Annotated in this window: 12 protein-coding genes; 8 read left to right on the top strand and 4 right to left on the bottom strand. The window is 62.3% G+C overall.

Going from position 1 to position 13,471, the window contains the following annotated elements:
- Positions 1–157 precede the first annotated feature (157 nt).
- The 4 genes from AAFU51_02355 to AAFU51_02340 form a co-directional block, all read right to left on the bottom strand.
- Positions 158–1,117, bottom strand: a complete 960-nt coding sequence (locus AAFU51_02355; GenBank protein ID MEO1570090.1) for a L,D-transpeptidase — start codon at positions 1,115–1,117, stop codon at positions 158–160.
- Positions 1,118–1,293: 176 nt separating this feature from the next.
- A complete protein-coding gene (locus tag AAFU51_02350; protein MEO1570089.1) occupies positions 1,294–2,394 on the bottom strand; it encodes a potassium channel protein in 1,101 nt (366 codons plus the stop codon).
- Positions 2,395–2,399: 5 nt separating this feature from the next.
- A complete protein-coding gene (locus tag AAFU51_02345) occupies positions 2,400–2,909 on the bottom strand; it encodes a hypothetical protein (protein MEO1570088.1) in 510 nt (169 codons plus the stop codon).
- Between the two features lie 70 nt (positions 2,910–2,979).
- Positions 2,980–3,681: a metallophosphoesterase family protein gene (locus tag AAFU51_02340; protein ID MEO1570087.1), complete on the bottom strand. Its 702-nt coding sequence runs from the start codon at positions 3,679–3,681 to the stop codon at positions 2,980–2,982.
- A gap of 80 nt (positions 3,682–3,761) precedes the next feature.
- On the opposite strand from AAFU51_02340, the gene AAFU51_02335 reads away from it, so the two are divergent.
- The 8 genes from AAFU51_02335 to AAFU51_02300 all read left to right on the top strand — a co-directional run bounded on the left by AAFU51_02335 (position 3,762) and on the right by AAFU51_02300 (position 13,268).
- Positions 3,762–4,742, top strand: a complete 981-nt coding sequence (locus tag AAFU51_02335) for a Gfo/Idh/MocA family oxidoreductase (protein ID MEO1570086.1) — start codon at positions 3,762–3,764, stop codon at positions 4,740–4,742.
- Between the two features lie 21 nt (positions 4,743–4,763).
- Positions 4,764–5,552, top strand: a complete 789-nt coding sequence (locus AAFU51_02330) for an acyltransferase (GenBank protein MEO1570085.1) — start codon at positions 4,764–4,766, stop codon at positions 5,550–5,552.
- A 299-nt stretch (positions 5,553–5,851) separates the two neighbouring features.
- On the top strand, positions 5,852–8,236 hold the full coding sequence (locus tag AAFU51_02325; GenBank protein MEO1570084.1) for a polysaccharide biosynthesis tyrosine autokinase: 2,385 nt from the start codon (positions 5,852–5,854) through the stop codon (positions 8,234–8,236).
- Positions 8,237–8,339: 103 nt separating this feature from the next.
- Positions 8,340–8,795 (top strand): hypothetical protein, encoded by a 456-nt coding sequence (locus AAFU51_02320; GenBank protein ID MEO1570083.1) that lies wholly within the window; start codon positions 8,340–8,342, stop codon positions 8,793–8,795.
- A 69-nt stretch (positions 8,796–8,864) separates the two neighbouring features.
- Entirely contained in the window at positions 8,865–9,932 is a 1,068-nt protein-coding gene (locus AAFU51_02315; GenBank protein MEO1570082.1) for an NAD-dependent epimerase, read from the top strand.
- A 22-nt stretch (positions 9,933–9,954) separates the two neighbouring features.
- Positions 9,955–11,478, top strand: a complete 1,524-nt coding sequence (locus AAFU51_02310; protein MEO1570081.1) for a lipopolysaccharide biosynthesis protein — start codon at positions 9,955–9,957, stop codon at positions 11,476–11,478.
- 72 nt (positions 11,479–11,550) lie between these two features.
- The gene (locus tag AAFU51_02305; GenBank protein MEO1570080.1) at positions 11,551–12,306 is read left to right on the top strand and encodes an FkbM family methyltransferase; all 756 of its coding nucleotides are present in this window, start codon (positions 11,551–11,553) and stop codon (positions 12,304–12,306) included.
- Between the two features lie 50 nt (positions 12,307–12,356).
- Complete coding sequence (locus tag AAFU51_02300; GenBank protein MEO1570079.1) at positions 12,357–13,268, top strand: sulfotransferase domain-containing protein; 912 nt, start codon at positions 12,357–12,359, stop codon at positions 13,266–13,268.
- Positions 13,269–13,471: the final 203 nt, after the last annotated feature.

The raw sequence follows: 13,471 nt of genomic DNA, 5'->3' as shown, positions 1-13,471 counted from the left end.
AGAATACCGGAGCAGGGGGGATACCTTGGTCTTATCTGCATTAAATCACAGTTACATAGAGGTTATCCTAGTGTTACCTGGCGCGAGGCGCTACAAAGGAAACCGCCGCCAAGCTGTGAGCCTGGCGGCGGTTGGTATATCGTGCAGGGTAGCTCGGCTAGTTCATGCCCAGCATCCGGTCGAAGCGCTCCTGCTGGTCCGTGCCGGGCGGCACGTCGTACGGGTTCGCGGGGAGGTTGACCATCCGGAGTGTCGGGTACGTCGCGCGACGGAGGAACGGGTCTGGCTTGCCGCTGATGTCGTCACCGATCACGAGCACCATCGTGCCTTGGTCGTTGATGGTTGCCCCGACGGACGAGATGTCGGTGCCGCCCGTCTTGTCCCACGTGTCAGCCCAGTAGAACATCCACTTGGCGTCCGGTTCGAGTAGGCGCACGCAGCCGTGTGAGGCTGGCCCTCCTGTCGGAAGCGCATACTGGTGGAGGTGGATGCCGCGTCGCTCGTGGATGTTGAGCACCCAGTACATCTCCCACAACTCCGCGTCGGGATCGTCGGAGCCAAAGCCCGGGCTGAGTGTTGAGACGCGATACTCCTGTTTCCAGTTGATGTTGAACCGGCCCGACGGCGTCACACTCGACTCTGCGCCTGTGTTGATGATACCCCACCGGACGAGGCGACCGTGCTCGTAGGCGCCGTAGGCTTGGATTGATTTGTCGAGGATCACGAGTTGGTCGAGGTCGCGAGCGCCGGGGTAGTAGCGCGGGAACGGTGAGTAGGCGCGGAAGTCGAGGCCGAAGCGCGTGGGAACAATGAGCGTGTCGCCCGGACGGAGATCTTCGAGCGTGTTGCGGTTTAGCAACTGGACGAGCGGCTTATTCTCGCGGCCATACTCCCGGTAGAGGTTGAGCCGGGCCTGGAGGCGTGAGTCCTCCTGCACGATGTGGTAGTTGTAGAAGACCGGAGGCACCTCGTCCAGGTCGGGACTGCGCCGCTCAATGACATCGACGAGCCACGACTGGCTGAAGTAGTTCGGGCCTTGGTCGGCATCTCCCTGCTGTGCACGTACAGGGGCAACGGTCAGCACCAAGGCAACAAGGGCGAGGAGTAGAGAGCGCATAGATCCTGTGGCTGGTCGAGCGGGCGCGAATATACGAGTAGGGCCAAGAATCACGATCTATGCGCACGGGCGCGCGTGTCGGATACCTGCCCGAAAAGGAACGACATCGATTCGCATCGCACGTTCAAAAGCATGACGATGCGCATGCCTAGCTGCTCGACATGCAATAGAGATGCTCAGCTCACGCCGGACTCGGCAGCGCAGCCACCGGTACGCAAAGCCTCAATGGCGGTAGGGTTGCCCAGGACGATGAGCACATCACCGGCGCTCAGGGTCGTGTGGGCCTGTGGGTTGAACTGCCAGGTGACGTCGCCCTTCGCCTGCAGATCCATAGCCTGCGTTTCCTGCGTGACCGGCTGGCTGGACACGGCCACCACGATGACGTCAAACCGACTGCGGAATCGCGAAGCCGCCAGCGTCATCCCGTCGAGCAGCGCTCCGCGTTCGATTACGACTTCCTCCATGTCGAGGTCGAGCGCGGAGACGTTCATGACCTGCTCCATGAAGCGGTCCACGTTGGGGCGGAGGATCACCTGCGCCATGCGGTCGGCGCCGATCTCGTAGGGCGAGATCACTTTGTCGACACCGGCGCGCAGCAGCTTCTGGATGTTCGGGTGGTGGTTGGTGCGCGCCAGGATAAAGAGGTTGTCATGCAGGCCACGGGCGGTGAGGGCGGTAAACACGTTTGCGGCGTCCACCGGCAGCGTGAGTACCATGCCAGCCGCGCGTTCGATGCCGGCCGCGATGAGCGTGGCTTCTTCCTCCGCGTTGCCGTGTACATAGAGGACACCGGCGTCGTGCAACTCAGCCGTCCGCACTTCGGCGCTGTCAACCACCACCACGTCCAGGTCAGAGCGCTTCAGGTCTTCGGCGATGCGTCGGCCTAGGCGCCCGTAGCCGCAGATCACGTAGTGGTTCGACAGGGCGTCGATGCGGCGTTGCATCCGGTTTTCGAGGTAGCGTTGCGTGGCGACAAGGTACTGGATCGCTCGCGACGCCATAAACGCCACAGCCCCGATGCCGACCAGCGCAATCGCGATCGTGAAGAGCCGGCCCAGCGGAGAGAGTTCGCCGACCTCGCTGAAGCCGATGGTCGAGAGCGTGATGAATGTCATGTAGAACGCATCCAGCCACGACCAGCCCTCAATGAGCATATAGCCGATTGTGCCGACCACCAGCAGGCCAGCCAAGAGCAGGGTCCCGACGACCAACTCCGCGCGCCTGTCGTCAAGCCGTGCCAGGCGCTTTTCGACGGACGTGGGAAGGCGGGGCAACATGGTGCTTACGCAGTCTCGGTGAGCCGGAAGGTTCGACCGTGCCATGCCTCCGAGGCGGGCTGCCGGAGGCCCTGGCTCCGCACCGCCCCCACCGTGGCAAGCGTCGTGACAAAGACCGGCGTCGCACCGTCGACATTCCCATCGCGCGCCAGCGCACGGAACGCGCGTCTGGAGACCACGCAAGGCGTGCCGTCTGGCTGCTCGTAGGCGATCTGCAAGCCGTCTACCCATGCGACGCCGACCGCATCCGCAGCGCTCATCACGGCGTGCGTCATCGCGTCGATGCCACAGCCCGAAACGCCCGCGTTGGTCGCTTCGCCTTCGATGTGGGCGCCAACGGTGAGAAACCGGTCATAGAGCACGGTAGCCTCAGCCGGGACGGGCCGACCATGAGACTGCCACTTCCGGAGAAAAGGGGAGAGGATCTCCAACAGGTCGGTGCGCTCAGTTGGGGCTAGCTGACGGTCTGCCGTGAAAAACCAGGAGCGGGCAGAGTCGGGAAGCGAGGCAAGCATCGTCGGAGGAGCAAGCAGAAGGACAGGGAAGGTTGGCAGAACCGATCACCGCGCAGCCGGATCCACAGAGCTACATGCCCCGAAGGAGCCGCTGTCCGAGTCGTTTGGGAAGTCCCACTTCGTCGATGCGGCGCACGGCTCCTTCCACGTCGTAGCCCACGCGGTCAAGACGATAGGAGAAGGAGTCGGAGTCGAAGAAGGCCACGCATGCACGGGGATCGCGGTCGCGCGGCTGACCAACGCTCCCGACGTTGACGAGGTAGCGGGGGCCGCGCTTCACGGAAAGCACGCCGATCTTGTCCGCGACTACCCCGGGAAGATGCGAGTGGGCGAGGAAGCAGAGTGGCGTCACGAAGTGGTCGAACTGGTTCTTGATGTCCCAATGGGTCTCCAGTCGCTGCCAGGCGGCTGGCCGCTCAGGAGACGCGTGGACGAACGTGCCAACGTCGATCCTAGCAACGAGTGGAAGACGCGATAGGTACGCCAAATCGTCATCACTGAGCGCTGTGCGATGCAAGTGGGCCGCGGTCTGCCCGTCACGCGGGAGGTACTCGATCCCAATTCCGGTCGCTACGGCCGCATCATGATTGCCTTGCACGACGATGTCGCAGCGTTCTCGAATCAGGTCAAGGCAGGGCTGCGGATCTGCGTTGTATCCGACGAGGTCGCCCAAGCACGCGACGCAGTCGGCACCGGTGCGGTCAATGTGGTCAAGGACGGCTTCGAGTGCATGCAGGTTTGCATGCACATCAGAGAAGAGGGCGAGCCGCAAGAGAAAGGGGGAACGGCGAGCAGGACATCGGAACGGCGTAAACTTACGTCCGTCCCCTCCCGACCCGTCGTACCCTGCTCGTGCATAATGCTCCCTCGGTTCTGCTCTTCGGCCATGGCTATTGGGGCAAGAACATCGCGCGCAACCTCCATGCACTCGGGGCGCTCGGCGGGGTCTGTGAACCGGATCCGGGCCAAGTCAGCGTGCTGGCCGAACGCTATCCGGACATTCCGGTCTATGCCACCGTAGACGAAGCACTCAAGGAATGCGCGACACCCGCGGTCGCCATCAGCACGCCGGCAGCCACCCACGCCGAGCTCGCCTTGCGGTGCCTTACCGATGGGCGCGATGTGTTCGTGGAGAAGCCGCTCGCCCTCACGGTCGCCGACGGCGATGCGCTAGTCGATATGGCCAGACAGACCGGACAAATCCTGATGGTGGGCCACTTGCTGGAGTACCATCCCGCTGTGGTCGAACTCGACCGGCTCGTCCGTACGGGTGCGCTCGGTGCGCTACAGTATCTCTACTCCAATCGCCTCAACCTTGGGAGATTTCGACGGGAGGAGAATAGCCTGTGGAGCTTTGCCCCCCACGACATCGCTGTCATCTTGCGACTCGTGGGGACTATGCCCAAGCAGGTGGAGGCCTTCGGCGGCGCCTACCTTCGTAGCGATGTGGCCGACTCAACAGTCACGCATCTCTCGTTTGATGGTGGCGTGCAGGCCCACATTTTCGTGTCGTGGCTGCACCCGTACAAAGAGCAACGCCTCGTCGTTGTCGGCGCTGAGCGCATGGCTGTGTTCGACGATCGGCAGCCGTGGCCGTCGAAGCTCGTCGTTCATGACAAAGGCGCCGACTGGGTGGGCGACGATCCGATCCCCCGCGCCGGAGCCGGTACTCCCGTCCAGTTGGACGAGGCCGAGCCGCTGCGGGAGGAGCTTGCGCACTTCCTTGCATGCGTGCGAGACCAGAGCAAACCGTTGACCGACGGCGAAAGCGGCGTTCGCGTGTTGCGCGTCCTCGAAGACGCTCAGAATGACCTCCGTCGCCGCGTCGACTGATTCCAACACAACCCAGGCCGTATGGACTTGCCCAACGTCGACCCGCCCAACGTCAGAGCCTCATCCGTGTCACAAACCGCGTTGATCGCGGCGTCTGCCCAAATCGATGCCGACGTCACAATCGGCCACTTTTGCGTAATCGAGCGCGACGTTGTGATCGGAGCCGGTTGTCGGATCGGTCACCACGTCGTCGTGCATGCGGGGACCCGTATTGGCGAAGGGGTGCGGATTGATGACCACGCGGTACTCGGCAAGCAGCCGATGCGAGCCGCAGCCAGTGCGACGACCGGCGGCAGGACTCAGCCGCCTGCGGAGATTGGTCATGGCTGCCTGATCGGCACCGGTGCGGTGCTCTACGCAGGGTGTAGCGTGGCGGAGCGCGTGCTCATTGCGGACCTCGCCACCGTCCGAGAAGAGGTTGAGATTGGCGAGAGAACCATCATCGGGCGAGGAGTCGCTATCGAAAACCGATGCCGAATTGGCGCGCGGTGCAAGTTCGAGACGAATGCGTACCTGTGTGCCTATTCGACGGTCGCCGACGATTGCTTCTTTGCTCCCGGCGTGCTCACGAGCAACGACAACTATCTGGGCCGCGATCCGGCGCGGTTCGACCACTTCGATGGGGTGACGGTAGAGCGTGGGGGGCGCCTCGGCGTGGGGGCCGTCGCGCTTCCCGGACGGATCGTCCGGTCCGAGGGCGTAGTCGCGGCTGCGGCATTGTTGACAGGCGATGCTCCTCATGCCCACGTCGTTGCTGGCGTGCCGGCGCGCCCGTTTCGAGAGGTGCCCGATACACAGCGGCTCGACTGAACGCGAAGCCGCATGGGGCCGTCGAAAAGGGGATCGTCCAAGATTTCTTAGGCCAGACAGGCCGCTGCGCACCTGTTAAGAGGCGGCGAAAGTATCTGGGCTGAATCGAATCGTTCGATAACCCTTCGAGATACGCCTATATTTTCAGGCAAGCCGCGCAAGGTCAGGGTTGTGTCGTCCCGCTCCGTATCCCTCGTTTGCAGCATGCTCGGCTGCGCACCATGGACGACCGCGTCGAGCCCGTATCGTAGCGTTTGTGTGTGCTCTAACCGCCATCCGACCGGACCCTAGTCCAGCATATGCGATATCCGAACCAGCCGGGACCCCCCGGGGGCAGTGGATCTGCTCATCCCGAGATGTGGAACGCCTCCGACGCTGCGTCCGACGTCGCCTTTTATCGACCGCAAGAGCGTGGGGAGCAGCTCCGTGAGTTCCTGGATACGCTCATTCGAGGGCGGTGGTTGATCCTTGGCGCCGTGGTTATAGCTACGGTTGGTGCGATCATCTATTCGCTGTCGCTCCCCAATCGCTACCAGGCCAGCAGCATTCTCCGCGTTGAGCAGAAGGGTGGGACCAGCCTCGCCGAAATGTTCTCGTCCGGCTTCCCTGGACGGTCAGGATACAGCCCGCGATTTCTCAACAACGAGATGTTGGTGCTGCGCCAGTCGCTCCCCATCGCGGAGCGCGCCGCAGAGCGGATGCTGGAGATCGAAGCCGATCCCACCAGCACCGCTGAGCTTCGCATCGTCCGCAACCAAGAGACGGGGGTGCTCCACTCCCCGCAGTTCCTCGCCTTTCGGCTCCAGCGAGCCGTCTCAATCAGTCCAGCAGATCGGGACGTGGACGCCATCCGAATTTCGGCGCGCAGCACGATCCCGACTGAAGCCGCGCTGATTGCGAATGTCTACGCGCAGGAATACATCCGCCGTACTCAGGAGACGAGCCGCGCCAGCGTCTCGGCCTCGCGAGAGTTCCTGCAGACGCAAGTAGACAAATGGGCCGACGAGCTTTCGAGCCGTGAGAACGACTTGCAGGTCTTCATGAGCCGCGAGAATGCGATCGCACTCAATGAAGAGTCGAGCTTCCTGGTGCAGCAGCTTTCGCAGTTGGAAGCACGCCGGGACGAAGCCGAGATCGAGGCCCAGCTGACACGGGCCACCTTGGACGCTCGCAACGCGGAGTTGGAAGCCATCCGCCCAAGTCTGGCCGAGCGGCTAGCCTCAGGGGTCGATCAGGAGATTCAAGCTGCCTTGGAGCGCAAGGTGCAACTCGAAGAGCAACTTGAGGCGATCTACCTACGTAACCCCGCTTTACGCACCGATGACGTGGTCCCCGAGAACGTTGGCGAGTTGCGGCGGCAGATTGCAGCGCTGCAAGGGCGCATCCGCACGCTCTCGGACCAATACGTGCGGGAGATGCTGGCAGTGGGAGGGATGGACCCCTCGCAAGAAGGCCTGACGCAAGTCGCACAGTTGCAGCGTACGATCATCGAAGGCCGTATCACGTTGAGCGGGCTCGATGCACGCATCGGTTCGTTGCGAGACCGCATCACCGAGTACGAGCAGCAGCTTAGCCAGGTGCCTGCTCAAGCCATCGAGCTGGCGCAGTTGCAGCGCGGTCGGCAGTCGGCCGAGCAGACCTACCTGATGCTGGTCAACAAGCTCCAAGAGCTGCGGGTGGCGGAGGAATCCGAACTCGGCTACGCCGAACTGATCCGCCGGGCACTGGCCCCGTCGTTCCCCTACACCCCGAATCGAAAGATGAACGTCATTTTGGCGTTCCTCTTGGGGCTTGGACTCGGAATCGCGGCCGCGATTGCCCGCAAGCAACTCGACAGCCGGATCCATCGCCCCGACGACCTTCGCGATATGGGTGAGACCGTGATCGGCATCATCCCGGACATGACGGAGCTCGTCAAGAAGGAGTATGACGGGCAGGACACGATCACGCAAGATGGCTACACGTTCGACACGCGTCTGGTGTCGTTGTTGAATCCGCTTGCAACGGTCAGCGAGGCCTACCGCGGCCTCCGCACAAACATCCAGTTTAGCCGGCCAGACGTGGTCGTCCAGACAATCTTGGTGACGAGCTCTAACCCAACGGAAGGCAAGAGCGTCACGGCTGCAAACCTGGCAATCGTGATGGCCCAGGCCGGGCGCCGTGTGCTGCTGGTGGATGCCGATCTCCGTCGCCCAACCGTCCACAAGAAGCTCGGGCTCAACCGAGAGCCGGGCCTCCGTGACTTGCTGTTTGCCCCGGACCAGTTCGACGCCACAGAGTTCGAGACGGTCGTCGAAAACCTCTACGTCGTTCCGGCTGGCGGGTCCACGCCTAATCCGTCCGAGCTCCTGGGTTCGAAGCGGATGCGCGAGGTGCTGGACATGCTCAAGGAGGAGTTCGACCTCGTCATTTTCGACGCGCCGCCCGTGACCGCCGCGACCGACGCCGTGCTCCTCTCGACGCAGTGCGACGCGGTGCTTGCCGTCGTGGCTGCCAACGAGACCCGTCGCCACGAAGTGGAGCACGCGCTGGGCGCGCTCCGCAGCGTGGGTGGCGAAGTCATCGGAGTGCTACTTAATGGCTTCGACGCCTCGAAAGCCTACGGATACAGCTACAAGTACCGCTACGGGTACTCCAGCTACTACGGATACAGCTATCGGCCGGAAGGGGTCGAGAATGCGTAGCTCCGTCGTGTTTTACCGCCTACTCCCCACACCGCGTTCTATGCCTAGGCATTTGTCTGTCCGGCTGTTTCTTGTTCTCGGCTGCCTACTTGGATTTTCGGACGTGGTCGCCGCTCAAGAGGTCGGTCGAGTCGAGCAGGTCGAGTCGAATACGCAGCCGTACTACTTCTTTCTACGCCCGGGCGAAGCCACCACCCAGCTCTACGTGTGGGGCAACGTACGTGCGCCAGGCCTCTACGAAGTGGGGAGCGAGACGCGGCTGGATCAGGTTCTGTCGCTCGCTGGGGGCCCCCTCGTCACACCCATTCAGGCTCCCGGAAGCCAAACGGTGACCGTCCGGATCTACCGCGTCGAATCTGGGAACCGGGTCCTCACCTACGAGGCGGAACTAGAGCAGATGGTCCAGGAGCCCTCGGCCTATCCCATCCTCCAGGACGGCGATCTGGTTTACGTGGAGACGAAGAACCGGCGTGGGTTTTCGCTGCGTGACGCGCTTACCATCCTTGGTTCTGCAGCGGCAATCCTCGTCGCCGTCGACCGTGTGTTCTTCGACCAGTAGCCTCTGAGTTGTTGGTTCCGCTCGTCCGTTGCATCTCCTGAGCTATAGGCTCAACCCCTCCGCACACCCATGGAAAGAAACGGCTTGCCATCTGGACCCATCCTCATCACGGGGGCGGCTGGCTTCATCGGCTACCACGTCGCTGCGCGTCTCCTCCGCGAAGGATACGCCGTGGTCGGTGTCGACAATCTCAACGACTACTACGATGTCCGCCTGAAATCAGCCCGCTTGGATCGGCTCAAGGCGAACGCCGGCTTCGAGTTTCATCACATCGACCTCGCAGATCAGCGGGCCGTTGAGACGCTCTTCGCCACGCATCGCTTTCGATACGTGATTCACCTGGCCGCCCAGGCTGGAGTCCGCTACTCGATCGAGAACCCGCACGTGTATGTGCAGAGCAACCTCGTCGGGTTCCTCAATGTGTTGGAAGGTTGCCGCCAGGCTAAATCGGCGCACCTCGTCTATGCGTCTTCGTCGTCGGTCTACGGCGCCAACCGCAAAGTCCCCTTCGAGACTTCGGACCCGGTGGACCACCCGGTATCGCTCTACGCGGCGACCAAGAAGTCGAACGAGCTGATGGCGCACGCCTATGCGCACCTCTATGACCTGCCCGTGACAGGCCTCCGGTTCTTCACGGTGTATGGACCCTGGGGGCGCCCTGACATGGCGTATTACCTCTTCACGAAAGCCATATACGAAGGCACGCCGATCAGGGTCTTCAACGAAGGGCAGATGCGGCGCGACTTCACCTACATCGACGACATCGTCGAGGGCATCGTACGCGTGTTTGCGCAGCCGTCTTCCAGAGACCCGGCATGGAACTCGCTAGCCCCTGACCCGGCCGCGAGCGCTGCCCCGTATCGTCTCTTCAACATCGGCAGCCAGCGCCCAGTTGCCCTGTTGGACTTCATTCAGACGCTCGAAGACGTTATCGGGCGCTCGGCGGTGAAGGAACTCTACCCCATGCAGCCAGGCGATGTGCTGGAGACGTACGCCGACGTGGAGCCGTTGAGCGATGCCATCGACTTCCGTCCGAAGACGACACTCCGGGCAGGGCTAGAGCGATTCGCCACGTGGTACGCGTCCTACCACGACCTTCCAGCGCCGGCATTCCACGCGGTAGCGCACCCAGGCTGACACCGATTCTGACTCCAGCGCATTGGCTACGAAGAAGTCACTAGGCAAGGCGTCTGCTCGGGGGTTCGGGTGGATGTTCGGCGGGCGCGGTGTTTACTTCGCGGTGAACATGGTCGTGCTGGTCGTGCTGGCACGCCTGCTTGATCCCGCAGAGTTCGGCCTGATCGGCGCGGCCATGCTGGTGGTAGATTTTTGCAACCAGTTCAGCCAGATTGGGGTCAGCCCCTATCTCGTGCAGCGCGAAGAGATCCACGATCGCCACATCCGCGTGGCATGGACCTGCTCGCTGCTTTCAGGATTGCTCGTATATGGAGGTATTTTGCTCCTGGAGCACCAAGTGGCTCGGTTTTTCAACATCCCTGAGCTAGCCGCGCTCATTCCGTTTGTCGGCGTTCTGGTGGTGTTGCAGTGTGTTCAGACGGTGGTGCAGGCACTGCTTCAGCGCAACCTCAAGTTCAAGCAGATTGCCCTCTGGCGCGTGATTGGCAACGTGTTTGGGTATGGGATCGTGAGTATCGGCTGCGCGCTAGCTGGTTTGGGCGTCTGGTCGCTGGTTTGGGGACGCTTGGCGCAGAACAGTGTGCAGGCACTCGGCTACCTGGCGACGATGCCCTTCCCGAAGCGCCCGCTCCTACGGTGGGAGGTGCTCAAAGAGATGGCATCGTTCGGTGGGGGCGTCAGCCTGCAGAATGTGTTCAACTACTTCGGGCGACAAGGCGACTACATCATCGTGGGACGCTACCTCGGGGCGACCTCGCTCGGACTCTACACGCGGGCGTACAAGCTGATGGAACTCCCCGTCAAGTTCGTGGGCCAATCGCTCCACTCGGTGCTCTTCCCCGTGCTCTCGAAGATGCAAAACGACGACGAGCGGATGGGCGCCGCCTTCGTGCGCGTGTCGAGCGCCATGGTGCTCTTCTCTGCTGCGATCGGTTCGTTTGTCGGGGTGCTGGCCCCGGAGATTGTGAGTGTGATGCTTGGTGACGGCTGGGAAGGGGTCATCCTGCCACTTCAGGTGCTCGGTGCGGCTACGGTGTTCCGAGGCACGTACAAAATCTCGTCGTCGGTCGTACTAGCAAAGGGCGCGGTGTACAAGGGGGCGGTGCAGCAAGGCGTCTATGCCGCCTGCGTGCTCGGATTTGTGATGGTGGGCAAGGAGTACGGCATCGTTGGGGCAGCCATTGGAGCGCTCGGCGCGGTAATCGTGCACTACATCTTACTGACGACCATCGCCTTGCGCCTCGTTCGCGTTTCCTGGTTTGTGGCGCTGCGTCGATTTATCTCGCCCATCGCGCTGGCGTTGGCCAACGTAGCGGTGGTGGTCCTCGCTGCCGAAGCGTGTCGGTCGGCAGGGCTTCCTGATATGGTCACGTTGGTATGCGCCTCACTCAGCGGGGCCATCTTCTACGGGGCGGTGTTCTTCGCTCGCCCATCTCTGTTCGGCGATGACGTATCGCTGCTCGTTGCCCGCGCCCTCGGAAAGCGTCGGAAATCGCCCTTTAGCGCAAGGCTGCTCGCCCGCATCGAAAGCCAGACGGCTGCCTGAACTCCCCCTACCTCCCTAGTCTCAACGATTTGGACTATGACTCCTTCTGCCAAAGTTTTCCTCTCTTCGTCAATGAAGCGAGCCCTGCGGATGGTGGGGAAGAGGCACACGGCCTACACCGTCAATGGCCTAACGTACAAGGTGCCCATCGAGGCTGCTCGGGGGCTCCGGGGAATGCTCCTCGGCCAAGAGGTTGAGCATGAGCGCGAGCTGTACCAGCGCATCCTGGCCCTCATTCCTCAAGACAGCGTCATATTCGACGTGGGGGCGCACCTTGGCGAGTTTACGGTGACGGCACATACGTCTGGGAAAGCCCGGCGCATCGTGGCCTTCGAGGCGAATCCGATTACAGCCGCGCAGTTGCGCGGAGTTGTCGCCGCCAACCTGCTCGACGCCGTCGAAGTCGTGGAAGGCGCCGTGGGCGAAGAAGCGGGCACGCTCACGTTCAACGTACGCGGCAACAGTGCCGACAGTGGCGTCGCAAGCGCACGGAAAGCGCGCACCCAGAGTGCCTCGTTCTACGAAACTGAGGTCCAGGTACGTGCCCTCGACGACTATGTCGCCTCTTCGGGCATCGTCCCTGACTTTGTCAAGATCGACGTCGAGGGATTCGAGGTGCCGGTGCTCCGAGGTGCCGAGCAGACCCTGCGCACGCATAAGCCCATCGTATGCGTCGAAGTGCATCCGCGCGACCTCGCGGCGCTAGGCTACAACGTCGATACGGTGCGCGACTTTCTGACAGCGTTGGGCTACACCGATACCGGCGAAGCCTACCGCCGTCGCCACGATGTGGATGACCGGCCCTACAACATCGTGATGATGCCCTAAGAAGGCACTTGGCAGTGCCAGCACGATTGCTGATCTCCCACCACGCTCCTATGTGGCCCACCTTCATCATCATCGGCGCGCAGCGGTCCGGGACGACCTCACTGTATCACTACATGAGGCAGCACCCCGACGTGCACATGAGCCCGGTCAAGGAGACCAACTTCTTCGCCATCGATGACCGGATGCCCGCGCTTGAAGAGCGCACGGTGTTTAAGACGTCTGTGTCGGATGTGCCGTCTTATCGAGCACTATTTGAGGAAGGCGACGGAAAACAGGCGCTCGGAGAGGCATCGCCAGCATACCTGAATGCCGAGGATGCCCCGAGGCGAATGGCGCAGTGCGTGCCGCACGCCAAACTGATTGTTGTGCTCCGTAATCCGATCGACCGGGCCTACTCCAGGTTTTTGCAGGCGCAACTCAAAGGACGAGAAGACCACGACACGTTCGAGGAGGCACTTGACAAAGAAGCCCAGTTGCTTGAGCGCGGAGCCTGGAAGTATTGGGAGCACGGATTTGTCCCGTATCTCGACGGGGGCATGTACGCCAAGCACCTAGAGCGATACTGGGCGCACTACCCCAAAGACCAAGTTGGCGTGTGGCTCCACGACGACCTCCGGCAGGACGCGGCCAGCGTCTGCGCCGAGGTGTTCGAGTTCATCGGCGTAGACCCCTCCTATGAAGTCCAGACCGAGCGGTACAATGCGTCGGGTGTGCCCAAAAACGCCTGGCTCGACCGGGCCATTCGCGCGGGGCGCAACGCAGCGCCGTCCGTGAAGCGTCTCGTCCGCCAGTGGATGCCCGATAGCCTCTACTCACACGTTCGCTCGGCACACAACCGCAACTTCGAGAAGCCGCAGATGAAGAGCAGCACCCGCGCGCACCTCGCGGAGGTGTTTCGCCCAGACGTCGAGCGGCTAGGGCAGCTGTTGGGGCGAGACCTCTCGCATTGGCTCGCACGCTAGCCCTGACCCTTGCCGCAGTCGCCCTCTACCACTTCTCGCCATGGAAGCTGAAACGCACACCCTGCCGTCAGGGCCTCGCCGCATGCTGGCCTACGGCTCCGTACCGCACGACACGGGCACGTTCACGTTCTACCGCAACCTGCGCGCGGGGCTCGCCCCCCTCGGCTGGGAGGTACGATGTGTGTCCGTAGGTGCGCAGACAC

The organism is Bacteroidota bacterium, assembly GCA_039821555.1.
GTDB lineage: Bacteria > Bacteroidota > Rhodothermia > Rhodothermales > Rubricoccaceae > JBCBEX01.
Note: the sequence above shows the minus strand (reverse complement) of the source record. Positions and strands in the feature narration are given on the sequence as shown.